This window comes from Amycolatopsis sp. NPDC098790 (assembly GCF_044759945.1).
Lineage (GTDB): Bacteria > Actinomycetota > Actinomycetes > Mycobacteriales > Pseudonocardiaceae > Amycolatopsis.
Genome location: NZ_JBIWAI010000010.1, coordinates 1 through 17,591 on the forward strand (window position 1 = coordinate 1; position 17,591 = coordinate 17,591).

Annotated in this window: 15 protein-coding genes and 1 pseudogene; 7 read left to right on the forward strand and 9 right to left on the reverse strand. The window is 65.3% G+C overall.

The genetic code is table 11. The annotated features are described in order from the left end of the window. Positions 1-644 precede the first annotated feature (644 nt). Together ACIQWX_RS47720 and ACIQWX_RS47725 are read left to right on the forward strand one after the other, a co-directional pair. Positions 645-4,427: a tetratricopeptide repeat protein gene (locus tag ACIQWX_RS47720; RefSeq protein WP_400886236.1), complete on the forward strand. Its 3,783-nt coding sequence runs from the start codon at positions 645-647 to the stop codon at positions 4,425-4,427. Continuing rightward, the gene (locus tag ACIQWX_RS47725) at positions 4,420-4,788 is read left to right on the forward strand and encodes a hypothetical protein (protein ID WP_400886239.1); all 369 of its coding nucleotides are present in this window, start codon (positions 4,420-4,422) and stop codon (positions 4,786-4,788) included. Before ACIQWX_RS47720 ends, ACIQWX_RS47725 begins: the two co-directional genes overlap by 8 nt. Positions 4,789-4,953: 165 nt before the next feature. Here ACIQWX_RS47725 and ACIQWX_RS47730 read toward each other — a convergent pair whose 3' ends face one another. The 3 genes from ACIQWX_RS47730 to ACIQWX_RS47740 form a co-directional block, all read right to left on the reverse strand. After that, entirely contained in the window at positions 4,954-6,300 is a 1,347-nt protein-coding gene (locus ACIQWX_RS47730) for a hypothetical protein (RefSeq protein WP_400886240.1), read from the reverse strand. 176 nt (positions 6,301-6,476) lie between these two features. Beyond that, a complete protein-coding gene (locus tag ACIQWX_RS47735) occupies positions 6,477-6,809 on the reverse strand; it encodes a helix-turn-helix domain-containing protein (protein ID WP_400886243.1) in 333 nt (110 codons plus the stop codon). Beyond that, positions 6,806-7,876 carry a tyrosine-type recombinase/integrase gene (locus tag ACIQWX_RS47740; RefSeq protein WP_400886245.1) on the reverse strand — a complete coding sequence of 357 codons (1,071 nt, stop codon included), beginning with the start codon at positions 7,874-7,876 and terminating at the stop codon, positions 6,806-6,808. The genes ACIQWX_RS47735 and ACIQWX_RS47740 overlap by 4 nt, the downstream gene beginning before the upstream one ends. 238 nt (positions 7,877-8,114) lie before the next feature. On the opposite strand from ACIQWX_RS47740, the pseudogene ACIQWX_RS47745 reads away from it, so the two are divergent. Further along, positions 8,115-9,242 (forward strand): annotated as a pseudogene (locus tag ACIQWX_RS47745) (DNA ligase D); the annotation flags it as partial. Positions 9,243-9,550: 308 nt separating this feature from the next. Here the strand turns inward: ACIQWX_RS47745 and ACIQWX_RS47750 are convergent. Beyond that, positions 9,551-9,919, reverse strand: coding sequence for a hypothetical protein (locus tag ACIQWX_RS47750; protein ID WP_400886248.1), 369 nt, complete (start codon positions 9,917-9,919; stop codon positions 9,551-9,553). Positions 9,920-10,196: 277 nt separating this feature from the next. On the opposite strand from ACIQWX_RS47750, the gene ACIQWX_RS47755 reads away from it, so the two are divergent. Continuing rightward, entirely contained in the window at positions 10,197-10,727 is a 531-nt protein-coding gene (locus ACIQWX_RS47755) for a YrhB domain-containing protein (protein WP_400886251.1), read from the forward strand. A gap of 335 nt (positions 10,728-11,062) precedes the next feature. Further along, positions 11,063-11,842: a class I SAM-dependent DNA methyltransferase gene (locus ACIQWX_RS47760; RefSeq protein ID WP_400886253.1), complete on the forward strand. Its 780-nt coding sequence runs from the start codon at positions 11,063-11,065 to the stop codon at positions 11,840-11,842. 288 nt (positions 11,843-12,130) lie between these two features. Here the strand turns inward: ACIQWX_RS47760 and ACIQWX_RS47765 are convergent, their stop codons facing one another. Beyond that, the gene (locus ACIQWX_RS47765) at positions 12,131-12,967 is read right to left on the reverse strand and encodes an ANTAR domain-containing response regulator (protein ID WP_400886256.1); all 837 of its coding nucleotides are present in this window, start codon (positions 12,965-12,967) and stop codon (positions 12,131-12,133) included. 754 nt (positions 12,968-13,721) lie between these two features. On the opposite strand from ACIQWX_RS47765, the gene ACIQWX_RS47770 reads away from it, so the two are divergent. Next, positions 13,722-14,132, forward strand: a complete 411-nt coding sequence (locus ACIQWX_RS47770; RefSeq protein WP_400886258.1) for an STAS domain-containing protein — start codon at positions 13,722-13,724, stop codon at positions 14,130-14,132. A gap of 41 nt (positions 14,133-14,173) precedes the next feature. Here ACIQWX_RS47770 and ACIQWX_RS47775 read toward each other — a convergent pair whose 3' ends face one another. The 3 genes from ACIQWX_RS47775 to ACIQWX_RS47785 all read right to left on the reverse strand — a co-directional run bounded on the left by ACIQWX_RS47775 (position 14,174) and on the right by ACIQWX_RS47785 (position 15,228). After that, on the reverse strand, positions 14,174-14,407 hold the full coding sequence (locus ACIQWX_RS47775) for a hypothetical protein (RefSeq protein ID WP_400886261.1): 234 nt from the start codon (positions 14,405-14,407) through the stop codon (positions 14,174-14,176). Positions 14,408-14,434: 27 nt separating this feature from the next. Continuing rightward, positions 14,435-14,671, reverse strand: coding sequence for an isoamylase (locus ACIQWX_RS47780; RefSeq protein WP_400886264.1), 237 nt, complete (start codon positions 14,669-14,671; stop codon positions 14,435-14,437). A gap of 284 nt (positions 14,672-14,955) precedes the next feature. Then, positions 14,956-15,228, reverse strand: a complete 273-nt coding sequence (locus ACIQWX_RS47785) for a DUF1883 domain-containing protein (protein WP_400886267.1) — start codon at positions 15,226-15,228, stop codon at positions 14,956-14,958. 598 nt (positions 15,229-15,826) lie between these two features. Between ACIQWX_RS47785 and ACIQWX_RS47790 the strand changes: the two genes are divergently transcribed. Next, entirely contained in the window at positions 15,827-16,192 is a 366-nt protein-coding gene (locus ACIQWX_RS47790) for a hypothetical protein (RefSeq protein WP_400886270.1), read from the forward strand. A 1,013-nt stretch (positions 16,193-17,205) separates the two neighbouring features. Here the strand turns inward: ACIQWX_RS47790 and ACIQWX_RS47795 are convergent. Next, positions 17,206-17,577: a hypothetical protein gene (locus ACIQWX_RS47795; protein WP_400886273.1), complete on the reverse strand. Its 372-nt coding sequence runs from the start codon at positions 17,575-17,577 to the stop codon at positions 17,206-17,208. Positions 17,578-17,591: the final 14 nt, after the last annotated feature.

Sequence of the window (17,591 nt, forward strand, 5' to 3'; positions counted from 1 at the left end):
CCAGCGCAAACACGGCACAATTGGGCCAGTCGGGTTACCGTCGAGCCAGGCGACGATCCCTCGACCTCGGGAGGCCGGCCATGGCTGCGCGTGCCGTCTCTCGCGTGCCCGACTGGGTCACGCCGATGCTGGCCAAGCCCGACGGCGGCCAGCTACGAGCCGGGCCTGAGTGGGCGTATGAGTACAAGCTGGACGGAACCTCGTAGGTTCATGGATTCCTGGAGGGCGATCCTCTGGAACCCGGTCGCAATGACCGCAGGACTCTGGCACCGGCACGCAGGTTCGCCTGTCTAGTCGACAGCGAGCGAGATCATTAAGAAACTTCGCGGTCTTAAGACATTTCGCGCGCGTCAGCGCTCGGCGAGAACGAAGACCTCGCTGCGCCAGACCTCCCTGGTCGCGGGGTTCGTAGGCCAGGCGCCCGGAGGATGTCCGGCTGCTCAACATGTTGCGTCGACCGGGATCAGCTCCGGCTCACCGGAATCGCGCCATTTGGCATGAGCAGAGAGTGCTCTACGCTCAGCTGGGCGTGTGCCAGAAGCAGACGATGATCACGTTCCCAGCCTCCCGGGCGGAGCAGCCGACGGACGTGCGCAAGGTAGCGATCGGCGCCTTCCGCGCGATCAGCGGCATAGACAGCGTGTTTGCCTGCCGATGCCGATGCCGATGCCGACGCCGCGGCCAGTATATGTTTGAAGCTGCCGGCCGAGGTAACGCAGCGTGGATCACAGGCGACTGCACGCTGTGAGAGGGGCTCTGATGTCACGATGGCGAACCGCCTGGTGGTCGACCTTGACGTAAACGGACGCGTGGCGGTGTCCACGTGGTTGGAAGGTGAGCTTCCCAGCGCAGCTACAGAGTCCGCAGAGTTTAGGTGGCCGCTGGATGCCGATGACTCCGAAGATCTCCGCTGGTACCTAGAGGATTACCTTCGAGCACCGTTCGGCGTTTACGAGGACCGGGGCAGCCAGGTCGCCGATCGTCTACCGGAGTGGGGCGAGGCGATGTTTTCTGCTCTGTTCGGGACGGGTCCGGCACGTGACGCCTACTTCGCCGTTCGTAGCCGCGCTGTGCGACCGGGTGCAATGGAGATCATTCTGAGATCAGCCGCGCCCGCTTGGTTGGGTTTACCCTGGGAGCTGTTGAAGGACCCCGGCTGGCCCACGCCAGTTGCACTGGACGGGGTCGCGATCAGCCGCAGTCTACTGGTCGCGCAATCGGCACGTGCCTTCGCCGCGGAAGGTTCGAAACTGCGGGTATTGATGGTTATTTCCCGGCCACGCGGAACCGACGATGTCGGCTATCAGATGATCTCTCGTCCCCTGCTAAGTCGGCTAGCTGCGGTTCATGGCGACATCGACTTGGCGGTGCTGCGCCCACCGACACTGGAAGCGTTGGTCGAGACGTTGCGAGAGGCCCACGCGGCGGGCAGCCCCTTCCAGATCGTGCATTTTGACGGCCATGGTGTGTCCGCCGACGCTCTCGCCGGAGTCGGCGCGCCGGGGCGCGACAATCAACGGGCGCGCGAGGGTGCGTTGTTATTCGAGAAGCCCAATGGTGGCGCCGCTATGGTGCCAGCGGCGCTAATCGGGCAAGTGCTGGGCGAGGCCCAGGTACCGGTGGTAGTGCTGAACGCCTGCCAGTCTGGCGCGGTCGGAGAACAGCTTGAGGCGACGATAGCAACTCGCCTCCTGGCAGGAGGTGCATCGGCGGTCGTGGCGATGGCCTACAGCATCTATGCGGTGGCAGCAGCCGAGTTTATGACTGCATTTTACGAGCGACTGTTCGCCGGCGACACGGTCAGCGAATCGGTAGTGGCCGGCCGTGCTCGGATGGCACGTCGCCCCGACCGCCCCAGTCCGAAGGGGGAGTTACCGCTCGCGGACTGGGTAATCCCGGTACACTATTTACGTCGTGAAGTTCACTTTCCGGACTTGCGAATCCAACCTGCAGCACGCGTCGGGGAGTCCCTGGATGTCGCGCTGGACGCGTTACGCGTCTCGCGCGCCAGTCATCAAGATGAACTGCTCGCGCCGGTGGGTGAATTCGTCGGCCGGGACGGGTTGTTCTACAGCTTGGAAGTCGCTGCCCGTACTCAGCGAGTAGTGATCATGCATGGTCCAGGCGGAACCGGCAAGTCTGAGTTGGCCAAGGCATTCGGGCGGTGGTGGCGCGATACCGGCGGTGTAGATCGCGCGGAGTGGGTGATCTGGCATTCGTTCGAACCTGGTGTCGCTTCGTTCGGATTGGACGGGGTAGTCTCGGCGATCGGATTTACCGTTTATGGGTCGGAATTCGCCCTTCAGGACCCTGCTACACGCCTGGCGTTGGTCCACCAGTTGCTGCGGGAACATCGGTTGCTAATAGTGTGGGACAACTTTGAGTCAGTCTGCTCGATGTCCGACTCCACCTCAGCTACGCCACCGCTGGACGCCGCGGCCAGAAATGAGCTTCGCGAGTTTCTGCATAGAGTTGCGGCCAGCGGTCGCAGTGCCCTGCTGGTCACCAGCCGTACTCCCGAGGCCTGGCTGGGCGACCTGCGCCGCATTGAGCTGGGCGGCCTTAGTCCCAAGGAAGCGGTGGAGTACGCCGATCAGGTACTGAGTCCGTTCCCGGCGACGTTACCACGGCGTGCGTCTCGTGCATTCGCAGAGCTACTAGAACAGTTGGAGGGGCATCCGCTGAGCATGCGGTTACTGCTCCCGCACCTCGACAACACCGATTCGGCCGATCTCTTGGCCGGTCTCCGCGGATCTCAGCCACTGCCCGCAGGATTCGATGATGATCGCACGACGTCCCTGTCGGCATGCATCAAATACTCCATCAACCACCTCGATCTCACCGCGCGTCGGCTGCTAGCCGCAGTCAGCCTATGTATCGGCGTCGCCGATGCAGACATCTTAAGCCGGTTTTCTAGTGATGACCAAGTTCCCGACCGTTTTCGTGGTGTTGACGCTCACGGCTGGACATTTCAACTACGACGGGCAGCCGCGATTGGAATTCTTACAGAATTGGGAGAGGGTATGTATGGCATTCATCCTGCCCTGCCTGCTTACTTGGCCGAGCAGTGGCACTCGGAGGACTCCGGCGACTACTCGGCGAATCGTACGGCAGCCGAACGTGCTTTACTCAAAGCCTACACTGAACTTGGGGCCTGGCTGAGTCAGCAGGTAAAGTCGGGTGACGCCGCACTGGCATACCAAATCATCGGTCGTCAGCGGAGAATGTTGGGGTACATGGTTGGACTTGCGCTGGAACAGGGCCGGTGGTCAGAAGCGCAGGCTATTCTTGAGCCAATGAACAGTTTTTGGATGCGTGGCGGCCTGACTGTAGAGGCCCGCGGCTGGTTCGACCGTACCCAGCTTGCCTTAGAAGAGGTCGAAGGAAACTCGCCCTCACTCAACCAGCCCGCTGGTGCACTTTGGCTATTCGCGACCACTGCGTATGCCTATCATCTTCAGATAGGGGGAAACCTAAAGGGCGCTGAGGCAAGTTACATCGAGATCCAGAAAAGACTACTCGCAAAACCTGACTCGCATCAGCAGCGTTGGCGGCTTGCAAGCATCTACTATCAGCTTGGCATGGTGACGCAGTTGCGTGGTCAGTTGGATGAAGCTGAGGAGTGGTACCGAAAGTCCCTAGCCATTGCGGAGGACTTGGATGATCGAAGTGCGAAGAGTTACGCGTATCATGAACTCGGCATGGTGGCACAGTCGCGTGGTCGGTTGGATGAGGCCGAGAACTGGTACAAAAAATCCCTCATCCTCAAAGGTGAGCTGGGTGATCGGCCTGCGATGAGTAGCTCGTATCACCAGCTCGGCACGGTGGCGAAGTCGCGCGGTCGGCTGGATGAGGCCGAGCTGTGGTATAGAGAAACGTTAGCAATTGCGGAGGATTTGGATGACAAGCCTCGGATGAGCTACTCGTATCACCAGCTCGGCATGGTGATGCAGAAGCGTGGTCGGTTGGATGAGGCTGAGGAGTGGTACAGAAAATCCCTCGCCATCAAAGGTGAGCTGGGTGATCGACGCGGGTTGAGTAGCTCGTATCACCAGCTCGGGATCGTGGCGCAGTTGCGCGGTCGACTGAACGAGGCCGAGCGATGGTATCGAGAATCTCTCAATATTGACGAGGAGTTAGAGGATCGGCCAAGGATGGCGATGGCCCTTGGGCAATTGGGTCTTCTCGCTGAGCAACGAGGCGCACTCCGGGAAGCGCTTCAGTGGATCGTACGTTGCGTAGCTTTGTTCAACGAGTTTCCGCATCCAGAAACGGGCCCGGGTCCGAAGCATTTGATTCGACTGACAGACCGACTTGGAATACGCACCTTAGTGGAAGTTTGGGCTAGTGTGACCGGAGTAACCCTACCGATAGAAGTTAAGAAGTTCGTTCAAACCAGTGAGTCCGTGAAGGAGAGCAATGAGTGACAAAATGCCCGACATCGATGGACCGGTTGAACGCGCAGCGCACGCTGCAGCACGCCGCATCGCATCGGGTGGTCAAAGACTGGAAGCCGACGTAGCGGCCGCCTTATACGCCCGCGATGCGCGACCGACGCCGGACCAGTACTTCGATCCCGTGACGCTCGGCTCTCTGATCGTCAGTATCGCCACTCTCTCCTGGACAGTCTATAAAGACATACGTGCCAAGGCCTTGGAGCCCAAACACGACACAGTCACTCGACGCGTCCGCATCGAGCTTCCGCCTAGTGAGCAAATTTCACCAACCGACCAGGAGCGAATCCTAGACATCGTCGTCGAAGAAATTCTCAAGGAGACTGACGAATAGGATACTGCTACCCGTCTATCGTTCAGTCGCATACCGCGTCCCCCCGACCCATGCGTCGTTTGCTCATGGGCAGTAGTGGACATCCAGCCTTCGTCGCTGTGATCGGGTTCCGCACCGTAGATCTGGAACATGTTCTCGCGGTGTTCGTGTGCCGGCTGCGCCGTGTCACGCGCTGGTGGGGTCTGCGGCGAAGCGGTCGGGGTGGGCTGCGCGGACGTAGCTCACCGCGGTGGTGACGCCGAGCCCGAATACGCGCATGAGCTGGACGGGGTCAGCAGTGTGGTGGGCCTCGTCGAGGATGCGGTCGGTGCGCAGTTGCCGCGCAGTGATCCCGAGCTGCCGGAACGGGGCACCGAGGCCGTACCGGCTCATCGGGACTTGCTCGTGCGCGGTAAAGCGGGTGATGAGCAGGTGCGGGTTCAGGCTGAGCGGCCAGCGCTCGTGTCGAGTTCGTAGCCACTCGGCCATCAAGCGGGCGACGAGTGCGTCCAAAGTGAACGTGAACGGCAAGCCTCCGCGTTCGACGGCAATCGTGCCGCGTGCGGCGTCGTAGTGGCCTAGTTTTAGTGCGCGTAGATCCTCGATACCCAGCGCGTGGATTGCGACGAGCGCGACAACCAGGCGGGCGCGTGGGTCGGTGAGCCGGTCGAGCACGCCACGCAGCTGGTTGAGCGGCAGCGGCCGCGGCAGTCGTTGCGGCTGTCGTGCGGTAACCGTCTGGGCAGGGTCGGTGAAAATGCAACGCTCCCGCTTCAACCCGCGAAACAGCGACCGCAGGGCGATCCGCACGTTCGCAGACGACTTTCCGCGGTGCTGCCGCACGGCGTCCTCGACGTCTTGGCGGACGACCGCGCGCAAGGTGCCGTAGCAAGCAGCCCACTCGCGCACGGCGGGCTCGGCGAAGTTGAGGTAGGTGGCCACAGTGGACCAGGTCACCGCGACGGAGTGACGGCGGCCTTGTCCGCGCAGCGCTGCGATCCAGACGCCTACGTCGCCTTGTACCCCCTCGGGTAGGTTCGCCAGGCGTGCGTGCACCCAGCGCTCGTGTCCGTCTGGTGTGGCTGCAGCGGTTGCCGGGGCAAACATGCCGTGTTCGGCCAGCAGAGGGAAAAGGCGCCGAGGGCTGACTCGGCCGTGGCACGCTGCGATCGCTCGTAGCTCGGCCTCCGGCACAGCAACACCCGGTCCGAAGTGGAACGTAGCGATTCTTAGCACATGCCGGAAGTACTGACGCGTCTTGGTCGTCCAGCGGTGAGCCTTCGCCTGCTCGACCAGCGCCTGCTCGAGCGCCGGATCGGTGTCCCGCAACTGCGGAAGGGCGCCGAGATCGACGCGCGTCCAATCTCGTGTCAAGCCCGGTAGCTCCAGCTGTAGTTGCCCCGGAGGTGGTGCAGCTGAGGCGATCGGAGGAGTGACGTTGTCGGAGGGGAGCGGGCCGACGGGCTGCTGATGGTGCAACCACAGCTGTTCACCGAGACCGCGCTGGGCCATGTCCAGGCGTTTCTGCAGCATGCACCACCGGCACCGACCATGGTGTAGCGGCTGGCGCCGGCCACAGCGTGAGCAGTCTCCCATCGGATGAACGCTGCGCCACTCAGCGCACGTGCGGCAGAACACGCCTCCGATCCAGACGTGCCAGGCGCCGCAGGTCGGGCAGCTGCGCGCCGCTCTTGCGACTTTCATTGCGCTCAGTTCGGCGGCAGCGGCCGCCGCTGTCCGGCGCCGCGAGGCCTGACGACCGGCGCGCCGGCAGCAGGGCGCTCGCCGGCGGCGCGCGCCTCCTTCTCCGTCTGCGTCGCCACCTGCTCGGCTTGCAGCAGGTCCCCGACCGAGCAGTCCAGGGCCGCGCAGATCTTGTCGAGGTCGTCGAGCCGGACTGTGACCGGTTGGTTAGACCACAGCGCGGCGACCTTGCTCAAGGACGGCTCGAACCCGAATTCGGCGAAGGCTTTCATCAGCTGCGTCGGACGCCAGATGTCCCGTTGTGCGGCGACCATCCTCAGGTTCCACTTCACGGTCATGCCTCCAAGCTCAGCCGCCGGACGGCGCGGTGGGTCGAGTTCAACATGGTCAACTCGGGATCGGAACGGGCGGAAGCCAGGTACCCGACAGTGGTGCTAGCCCAGTCGTGACCGAGCAGCTTCTGTACATCCCACAACGGCATCCCGGCTTCGTAGTTGTGCGTGGCGCACGCATGGCGCAACAGGTGCGGGAACAGATGCTGAACCGGGCCAGAGAGGTAGTTCTCCGACGCTACGCGCAGCGACCGGCGAAATACGTCCGCTCCGACGGCTGGGGCCACTAGGACGTTCAGCGCGGCCACCTGCCGGGCGAGACGCTCCGAGGGCCACATCGGCGCGGCGGGATGGTCGGGGTCATCGGGGAATTCGCCGCGGATGTCCTCGATGTACCACGACAACAGCTCGCGACCCTCGGCGAACAGAAACGCCTCACGCTCTCGCGGACCGGAGCCGCGGGCACCCTTGCCCTGCACGACGAACCGGCCCCACTGGCCGAGATCCCAATGCACGTCGAGGATCTTCATGGCGCACAGCTCGTTCGCGCGCACGCCGGAGATGTACGCGATCTTGGCCATCACGTAGTCGCGCACGGCCACCGGGTACTTGCGCGCTCGCGGCAGTTCCTCTCGCCACGCGGCGAAGAACTCGTCCATGGCGCGGCGTGACGGCGGAATCCGCAGTGCGAAGTCGCCACGGTGGTGCGGCCGGTTGAACTTGTCCACCGGCGACTCGACGGTCACGCCGAATCGTCGAGCGATCTCGCCACGGTAGCGCTGCTCGAGGAAGGCGAAGAAGCTGTCGATCTGGACGATCTTCTTCCTCGTCGTCGAGTGCTTACGCTTCCCGGGCCCGGCGAAGTAGTGGTCCAGCTGCCGTGAAGTAAGCCGCCATGGCACGCAATCGAAGTGCTGGCATACCTCCAGCACCGGGGCCACGAGCCGGTGCAGCGTTCCCGGCGCCAAGCCGGCAACGTCGCGGGCCCAGCTGTACTCGGCAACCGTGTCGTGGAAGAACCCGATCTCGTCGGTGACATCACGCCGCGCCGACGCCCGGCTCTGCAACGTCACGACGTCGCCCAGTTCCGGCGCGCTCGGCTCGTCAGCTTGATCAGCTGTCAGCAGCGTGGACCGCCGAGTACCAGAATTTGACACAAGCAGGCACATTAGAGTAGTTACTCCTGAAATCCAAGAGTTACTGCTGAGATCCGGCGAAGTAGAGCGGACACGGTCGAACCGCTCCGGACCTGCGATACCAGGTCGGGCCCGTCGCTGACGCTCGGCGCGAACCCGCCGGGACTCCACCTGTTACCGGGCCTGCATGCAGATCGCTCCCGACGGCACCACCGTGCTCACCAGCCGCAACGGGATCGACTTCACCCACGAGTTCGCCGACCTCGCCGGCGTCCTCGCCCCCGCCCTCGACGGCCAGGCCGCGGTGCTCGACGGCGAGATCGTCGTCTACAACGACGCCGGGCAGATCGACTTCGGGCTGCTGCAGGAACGCCGCGGCCGCTACCAGACCCACCGCAGCTCACTCCGCCGCGACCAGCCCTTTGACGACGTCCCGATCCGGTTCCTCGCCTTCGACCTGCTACAACTCGGCAGCACATCGCTGCTGCGTTAGCCCTACGAAGAACGACGCGGCTTGCTGGCCGGCCTGGAGATGCCCGACCCGTACCGGATCTCGGTCGTCCGGCAGTTCACCTTCACCGATCTGGCCGCCGATCGCCGCACCCCACAGGATCTGCTCGACCATGTCGCCGCCACTGGCCATGAAGGGCTCGTCGCCAAGCGCTTGAGCGCCCCGTACGTGCCGGGCAAGCGCCCGGACTACTGGTGCAAGCACGCCTTGATCCAGACCACCGAGGTGATCATCTGCGGGTGGCGGCCCGGGCAGAACCGGCTGTCGGGCAGCCTCGGTGGGCTGCTGCTCGGTGGCCACGACCCCGATACCGGCGACCTGGTCTACATCGGCGACGTCGGCACCGGCTTCAGCGAAGCCGAGCGCGCCCGCCTGCTGGCTCAGCTTGAACAGCTCGAGCAGCGCAAGCACCCCTTCGCGACCACCCCGCCTCGGGAGGACACCGCCCGCGCCCACTGGGTCAGGCCCGAGCTGGTCGGTGAGGTCGTCTACCGCCAGTTCACCCGCGGCGCCGGACGGCTGCGCCACACCGCCTGGCGTGGCCTGCGCGACGACCGGGTTCCCGGCGAGGTGCGCGCCCCGCGCGCTCGCGAACGCGTCGTCGCCGAGACAGCGCCAGCACCCACCCACCGGACGGCCGCCGCGCGGAAGCGCTCCTCGACGAGCACGCCGGCCGCGGCGACGGCGTCGATCGGAAAGAAGATTCCCGTGCAGGCCGGGAAACGGCGTCTGACCTTGTCCAATCTGGACAAGCCCTTGTACCCCAATGGGTTCACCAAGGGCGAGGTGATCATTCACCGGACTAGCCATCAAGGTGCCAGAACTCAGGTCGGCAGGCGCGCCTCGCGAGCGGTCATTTCTCTCGAGTTGCCACCCTCCCAGATCGACGACCTGATCTAAGTCGAACGCGCGATAAGCGGCCATGAGAGTGCGTTGCTGACAGACTTCGAAGGCTGGCTTGTAGCACCTTCTTGGCACGACCCTGCGGTGACGTCGAGGTAGTTCTCCCGAGCGCGACTTCGAGCCATTCACCGACCTGCTCCCGTGGAGATGCGACCGGGGGCCGTTGCGTCCCGGTGACGCGCCGCGCGGTGAGGATTTTAGCCGCCGTAGAAGTCTCCGAGCGAAGTGCGCGCGTAGGACACCAGCAGGTCAGTGTGCCCGAAGTCGGTGGGCAAGCATCCTCGGACGCCGTCGAGCAGTTCGCCGAACCCCACGGGCGGGCTCACAGTGTGGGCCAGCGGATGGCGTTCGCGCAGCTCTTTCATCAGTTCGGCGATGTGGATGACGGCCGCGTCGGCGTCAGTCCGCCATAGCCAGGCCAACACGGACCCGAAGGCCTCCGGGGGGCGCGCAACGCCGTTGCGGCCGGCGGTGCGGAACCGGTCGATCAGCTCGGTGGCGGTTCCGGTGATGCTGGCTTGCCTGAGAGCTGTGACGATGGATCGTGGAACCACGACGGTGTCCATGCCCCGATGCTGACATCGCGGCCGAGCGGACGGCGGGAGGCTCGCCGGGGCATCAGCGGCACAGGCGAGAGCCAGCCCGAGATGCCGGCGGTCGTAGGTTTCGATCACCGACTTCTGGATGGCGCGTCCGTCATTGGAGCATCCGCTCTTCGGCATGAGCGAGCACCGGAGGCGATTCTGCGGCGGATGCGCGCACGCCCCGCGTCCACCTGTTGAGCTGCGGGGTTGATTGTGGCCGGGGGCGCGTCGCCCGCGCTCTGTCCCATAGCCTGCTGCCATGGTGTCGAAGGCGTGGGCCGTCCAGATCGTGGAGCGGCATCTGGCCGGGTGGCTGGCACAGGGCCAGCCGAGGATGGTGATCATGGACGTCCGTCCACACCGGCTTGGCTGGCTGATCATCAGCCAAAGTGAGCGCTATGTACGCACCCGCGAGTTCATTGACATGGTGGTGGGCCACGGGCCTTTCCTGGTCGACGGGGTGGACGGCAGCCTGCACACGGTGCATGCGACCGCTGACCTGGAGGGCGGTGAGTGGATCGAGGACTATCTCGAGCAGGTTCGCGGGCTCGAGCGCGACGACTCCCTACGGTCTCGGATCACTGAGCTGCTCGATTCCGGTCAGCGACTCGACGCACTCAGGCTTGTGCGTGCGTCCGCACCCGACCTCGGAGCACAAGGCGCCAAGGCGTACGTCGAGGCTGCCGCAGCCGGCGCGCAGGTCCCCGAGCACGTACGCGCTCACTTACCGCAACCGCCAGTCAGGCGCCGGCTGTGGTGGCGTCTGTCGGACCCGAACCCGGAGCCATGACTCGCGGGATCCTTCCTTGCGTGTGGGTCCCACAGGCAGGGGCGGATGCTCATTGGCAGACCGGCCAAGCTCAGCGATGAGGCCGACTGCGTCACTACGCGGTCAGCGGCATGAGCGGATGTCCGCGCGTCACGAGGCTCGCCTCTGCCATCCAGGGACGAACGTGCTCGGCGCTGCCGGCTCACTCGCCTGCTCGGCGGTTCTGGATACGGGTAGCCAGCCGGTGGCTGGAGGCCGATGCCGGCATCGGAGCGAAAGTGAGCAGGCGTTGTGGCCGTACCAGACGCCGAAAATGGGGTGAGGAGCACACGAGCGCGGGCGTAGCGTTCACAGCCGTGATCAGCGAGGCGAACACGGGAGACGACCCGAGGGACGGCTGGTTCCCTGAGAGTGTGGCCGCGGGCTACGACGCCCCCGGCGGTGCGAACGCACCCGAGGTGGTCACGCCTGCGGTGGACGTCCTCGAAGACCTGGCCGACGGCCCGGTACTCGAGTTCGCCGTCGGGACCGGGCGGATCGCCGCACCAATGGCCGCTCGCGGCGTGGCGGTGAGTGGCATCGAACTGAGCCATGCGATGGCGGCGCGAATCGCGGGCAAGGCGGGCGGCGACGCGGTCGAAGTCACGATAGGCGATATGACGACGACGCGGGTGCCCGGTCGGTTCTCGCTGGTTTACCTGGTGTACAACACAATCAGTAATGTGCTCACCCAGGGTGGGCAGGTCGACGTTTTCCGCAACGCGGCCGCGCACCTGCGTCCGGGCGGATTGTTCCTCGTCGAGGTGGGTCTGCCGGACCTGCGTCGCCTACCGCCCGGGCAGGACACGGTTCCGTTCACGGTGGCGCCCGGCAGCGGCGGCGGGGGCTATGTCGGGTTCGATCAGTACGACGTCGTCACGCAGCAGTTCACGTCGAACCACGTCACCGTGTCACCGGACGGAACGGGGCGCTTCCGCCGTATTCCCTTTCGATATGCCTGGCCGGCCGAGATGGACCTCATGGCGCGCATAGCTGGGATGAGCCTGAAGTACCGCTGGGCGGACTGGGACCGCTCCGAGTTCACCGCTGAGAGCACCAAACACGTGTCGGTCTGGGAGACAGACCTGAGCACGTGATGGCTCGTGCGTGACGGCCGAGTCCGCCGTCGGCGGCCGCGTTCGACGCCACCTCGGCCGTCCGCTCTTCGGCATGACAGGACGTTGGCTTGTGTCCTTCGTTTGGTTGACCGCTGTCGTTCACGGAAGGGACCGGTCTCGCCGGAGCCGAGCGACCGTGTACTCAACTGCTCATCCTGGCGAGTCGGCGATGACCGGCACACCAGGTCAACGGGACCGGCAGGCGGCGATCAGGCAATCCTGTAGGCGACGGCGCCGTTGTGGAGGAATTCGCCTCCGCGTGGGCGATCAGGTTCCAGGCTGCAGCCTCGAGGACTGCTCGGTGATGACAAGGTGCACGAAGTCGGCGGCGACGTCACGGAGTTTGACGTTGGTGTTCTGCGACTGGGTGATCAGCCGTTGCATCGCGGCCTTCTCGTCAAACTTGTGGATGAGCATGAGCATGCCCTTGGCTTGCTCGATCACGCTGCGGTGGCGCATCGCGGCATGCAGGTTCTCGGCGAGGGAGTGTGCCTGCCGGTAGCGGCGGTCGGTCCGCAGGGCCGACTCGACGCTCAAGATGTACAGGCGCAAGGTGGTCGCGTCGAACTGCTGATAGCCGTGCGTTCCGAACCCGAACAGGTTCAGCGCGCCGCGTGCGCCGTCCTCGACCTGCAGCGGTGCAGCCAGGAAGCTGCCGACGCCATGTTCTTTGGCTTCTCGAACGAAGTCGGGCCAGCGTCCGCCGGCTTCGGCGATGGTGACGCGCACGACGTCCTCGATCCGGGCGGCGTCGAGGCAGGGCCCTTCCCCGGTGCTGTACTGGGTGCGGTCCAGCAGGACGGCTCGCTCGTCGGTGCTGGCCGCGGTGGTCGCACGGCCGTCGGTGAGGGTGGTGATGCTGGCCATGTCGGCGTCGGGCACCAGCCGCACCGCCTCGGCGCACACGGTGGTCAGGACGTCGTCGGTGTCCGGCGTGTGGTCGAAAAGTCCGGACAGTTCGGCGATGGTGGCGCCGAGCTCGTCGAGCCGGTGGGCGAGGTCGTCGTTGTCGGCTGCCACGGCGGGCGCCTCCGTCCCTGGACGGCGAGCGCACAAGACGGCCTCGCCAGCGGTGTTGGGGGAAGACAACCGCTGGCCTTTCAACGGGTCAACAGCACCCTACAGCCCCGCCCGCAGAGATCGAAAAGTCGTGTTTGGCTCTTCAGCTGCCGGGTAACGGCAGGACACGGCCGGGAACTCCAGCGGGATGTTCCCGGCCGAGGTCTCGCCGGCTCCAGAAGAGAGGGCCGGCGGGACCGACCTCCAATCGGACTCCGGCATACTCGCCCGGTGACCCCACCGTTGCGCGACGTCGAGCTTCTGTTCTATCGATGCGCAACCGATGACTAATGCGTACCCGGGCTCGTGCGGACGTTCGGCAACGACAAGCTGGGGTGGATTGTGGCAGGCGCGTGCCGCCGTCCGAGCGAAGCCACCGGACGAGCGTCGTTCCCGCATCGGTTGCCGGCTAGGGTATCCGGTGGCTCGGCCATCCCCTCCCCCCTCGGTGGCCGAGCCCCTTCCTTTGCGGCCAGGCACCTTGCGAGGTCGTTATGGCGATCGCACTTGGGGTGTTCAGCGGCGAGCGCTGGATGCATCTGTTCTCTTGGTGGCGTGTCGCGTTCCCCGATTGAGTGGTGCTGCAGTTGGGCACGTCCCACATGTCCGGCGCCGCGCCACGATGCGGTAGGCGGACAACCAGTGATGACGTCTCTGGCGGCCTGCTTGCAGTCACGGGGTGCGAGCCTGGCGCGGTTCAACGCAGCAGCCGCCGAAACCCTCGGCCATGCCTGCCGGCGGTGGTGAGGCGGCCGACGCGATATCTCGGCGTTCCGCCCGTTGGACGAGGAGGGACACCATGTTCGACTCCGTTGCCAACTGCACGGACGCATGCGCCCTCACTCTTGGCCAGCGCACCCACATCCGGACGGTACCGACGTCGGACCACACCACCATCGCGGTCAGCGGCGATGTCGATCTGGCTGTGACCGCCGAGCTGCATGACCAGCCGCACCAAGCCCTGCGCCAGCGTCCCGCATCGTTGCTCATCGACTTCGCCGATGTCGGATTCTGCTCAGCCGACGGGCTGTCGGTGGTGCTCGATCTCGTCACCACCGCCCACGCCGCCGATGTTCCAGTCGCGATCATCACCGATCAGCACGCCGTGCTGCGCCCGATCCGCCTGCTGGAACTGGACCACGTGCTGCCGCTGCACCGCGATCGCGTCGACGTCGAAGCCTGGCTGTCGCTCCTGACCCGACTACGCTGACCGAACCAATCGGCTCTCGCTCCCGAAGTCGCGACGACGAACTACTGTTGCCCTCGAGCGCTGCTGGTCACGTGCCCGGCCCGTCCGAGAGCGTCCTGCTCGCGCTTCTCGATCTCCTCGGTGTGGGTCACCGGCGTGCCGCCGACCGCCGGGTCGGACCCGGTGGCCGTTCGGTCGTCGTGCCGGCAGTGGACGGATCTGTCAGCGCTGGACTGCAGCGGCCCGCGCGGCACGGTCATCTGGTGGGTGACGTTCACCGTCTCCGGGGTCGGCACACTACGGCACCGAGACGGACTCCACCGTCACGGCCGCGTCGCGCCGGGGTCGCCGACCCGGTCAAGCACGTCCGGATCATCGGGATCGTCGAACCAGTGGCCGTTCTCGCCGAGGTAGCGAAACTGGACCGCCACCCCGGCGGCGACCTCCACACTGGCGGAGCGGCGCCCCGTGGTCCGGGGTTCGAGGTGGTGCTGGCCAGGAACCCAGTTGTTGAACGAGCCGACGACGCTGACCCGACCGGGCGGCTCGTCGGCGGGCAAACTGAAGACGATGCGCCTGGCGCCGTTCCCGTCACGGCCCTGACAAATCTTGATCACTCGGCGGCAGCCCTCTCGGTGGTGTCGGCGGAAGACCCAGACACTCGACGCTGAGCACGTCCATGATGCCATCGCGTGCCTGGGAAACGCACCCTCGCAAACTCGGTGATCACCCCATCGATAACCCGCGCGGCTCAGAGGCAGCGGCCTCGACCAACCGACACTTCCCGTGTCGGACACACCAAACGCGCATTGCTGCAGGTGGTCGCGTTCGCAAGGCGAGTGGCTCACGCGACGATCGTGACCTCGGCTTGGAAGCGACTCGCTGTCAAGCCTTCGGTGTCGACAGCGACGTACCAATGCCCATCGACTGGGATGGTGATGTCGAATGGCCGTATTGTCGCGACTCCGCCGATCATGCGGTAAGCGATTCTTTTCGCGTATGCGTCGATGTTGGCTTTCGTCATCAGCCGGACGTTCGCCATGACGTCCAGGTTGACCCGGACGGTGGTGGCTCTGCTCAGCCAGCCGAGATCGAACACTGTCACGTCTGATGCCATGGCAACCTCCGGGAAGACGAAAGTCCTCCTCCGCTCGGCTTTTTCAACCGGAGGCTGGGCGAAAGATCACGCCTCAATAGGGTCGAGTCCGCTGAATCCACTGTTACAGCACCGAACGAGTGGGGAATTCACGGTCGAGTACGGCCACGTCTTCGCCGGACACCCTCGGTGCCTCTTGGGCGTGCCACGACGCTGACCGCGAGTGGTTCGCCGGATCGGGACTCCGCGTTGGTCGACGACGGCCCACTAACACCGATCCATGCGCCCGCTCGGGGCGTGCAGTGCACCGCCGGTCGCCAGACAGCCGCTGTTTGACCGAGTCCTCGCGGATGGTGCTTGGACGCCGTCGGGCTGACCCGGTTCTTACCGGGTTACCAATCTTCGTGGTCAAGCTGCGCGGCTACGGTTGGGCGCACCCTTGAGCCGTCAAGTGTCGCGTGAGCCGGCATGAGGTCCCGTGGCATCTGCTGCCCGCGGCAGTGGTCGGAAGACTCGTACCGCGAGACGGCTCGCAGTGGCTCGACGAGGTCATGATCGGGTTCGGCCGTTCGCTCCCGGCTGCTACCGCAACGAAGGCAGAAGGCGAGATGGTGCTCGGATGGACGACGCCTCGAACGAACCCGGCGCAGCCGCGGGCGAGTCCGCCCACCTCGCCGCCGAGCGCGTGAAACGCGCTTGCCGACGACGAGCGGACTTCGCCGCCCACCAGCGATCCGCTAAGGCCGACGCGCGAAACCAGGGCACAGATTCTGCGCTCCAGGAAGCGCAGCGTCGGGAACGAGCCGCGCATACCCGATCAGAGGCAAGATCAGGTGGCGCGACGAAAGGCTACGATCGGGCCGCTGTCCGACGCGACGACGCCGCGCAGGGCGATGGCGCGGCTGCGCAGAAGCATCGCCGCAAGGCCGAGGAGCATCGATCCGCCGCAACTACCACCCGCCAGCGCCCCGAAGACGTGATCTGAGGCGGCAATTCGCGGGAACCTCACACTGATTGGGTCGCGAGAGCACCGAGCCGGTATCCGTTTGTCAGATCGAGAATCGTCGCGGGCGTCCAAGTCGATCGCAGCCAGCGAGTGCAGCGCCTCAACACTGGCGCCATATCGCGGTCGTCAATGCGCTGACGGGAAATGGAACCGGCGAGACGAGGCCGTCTCCCGGCTGCGGGCTTCGGCTGGATGCAGTCCCACCGGTTCCTTCCCGTGGCGCTCCGTTCCGAGGCCATCGGAAACGAGCCCTGCGCGAAGACTATCGGCCAACCAGGCGCCCTGCTCCCATTTATCGGGTGGTTGCGCCCTGAACACATGAGCGATTACTGTCGTGCGCCCACGCCCACGCCCGCGGGAGTCCGGGCGGCTCCGAGCCTTCCCTGAGATCCGCTGATTCGGAGCCATTCCTGTGTCCGCCGGCTTCTCCACCGGACTGCGTCGCGATCTGCATGCCGCAACGGACACGAAGTCGCCTTGCTGCAACAGATACATCGAGGGCTCGGGCCGGCGCCGTCGGTCCGAGCACACAAGGGCCGGGGCGAAACTGCTTGCTGCGGCCAGCTCGACACAGGAGCGGTCGGCAGGATCTTGCGCGCACATTCATTGCGGCGCGTTCGCCGGCAGGACAGGCGAATCGCCGGCGCGCGGCAGGCTCCGCACGCCAGCGTTGTCCAGTGTCGCGCTGCACGTGCGGTGGCGGACTGGTGATTGCCGCGGTGAGTGTGAGCTACCGGTCGGGCATGGGAGGGATCTTCTGCGGTTATACCGATTCAGTCTCGCAGGAGATGGGACCGGCGCACGTCACCAGGTGCGTGGCCGGTCCCACCCGTGCCGGCGTCGCACGAGGTCGCGGCGTGCCCAGAACGGGGAACCGGAGTGTGCAGCTCGCTCCCGGTTCCGGGCACGCGGTACGACGCTCGTTCGCGACACCGGGTCCGCGCCGCCAGCCGGCTTCCGCACACACAACGGGCGGCCGCGGCGCGGGAACTTCAGTTGCCCTGGCTCGTGCCGCCGTCGGCAACGGCGCCCGAGGCGCAGTTGTACGGGTTCGCACCGTCGGCCTCGTTGGCACCCGGCGAGAGGATCGGCACGCCGATGCCGTTGAGCGAGTGCTGGATCGGGACCTGCACACCGAGCACGTTGACGTTGTTGCCGCAGATGCCCGGGGTGACGTTGACGTTGTGCAGCAGGTCGGTGTTGTTGAGGTTCAGCAGCCCGACCTGGCCGTTGTAGTCGTAGCCACCGTGGTGGTGACCGTGGTGGTGGCTGTGTCCGTCGGGCGTGTCGGCGGCGGCGACACCGCCGGCCAGGAACGCGCCCGCGGCCATCGTGGCCACGACGAAACCAACCTTTTTCAGCATGAGTTCTCCTCGAA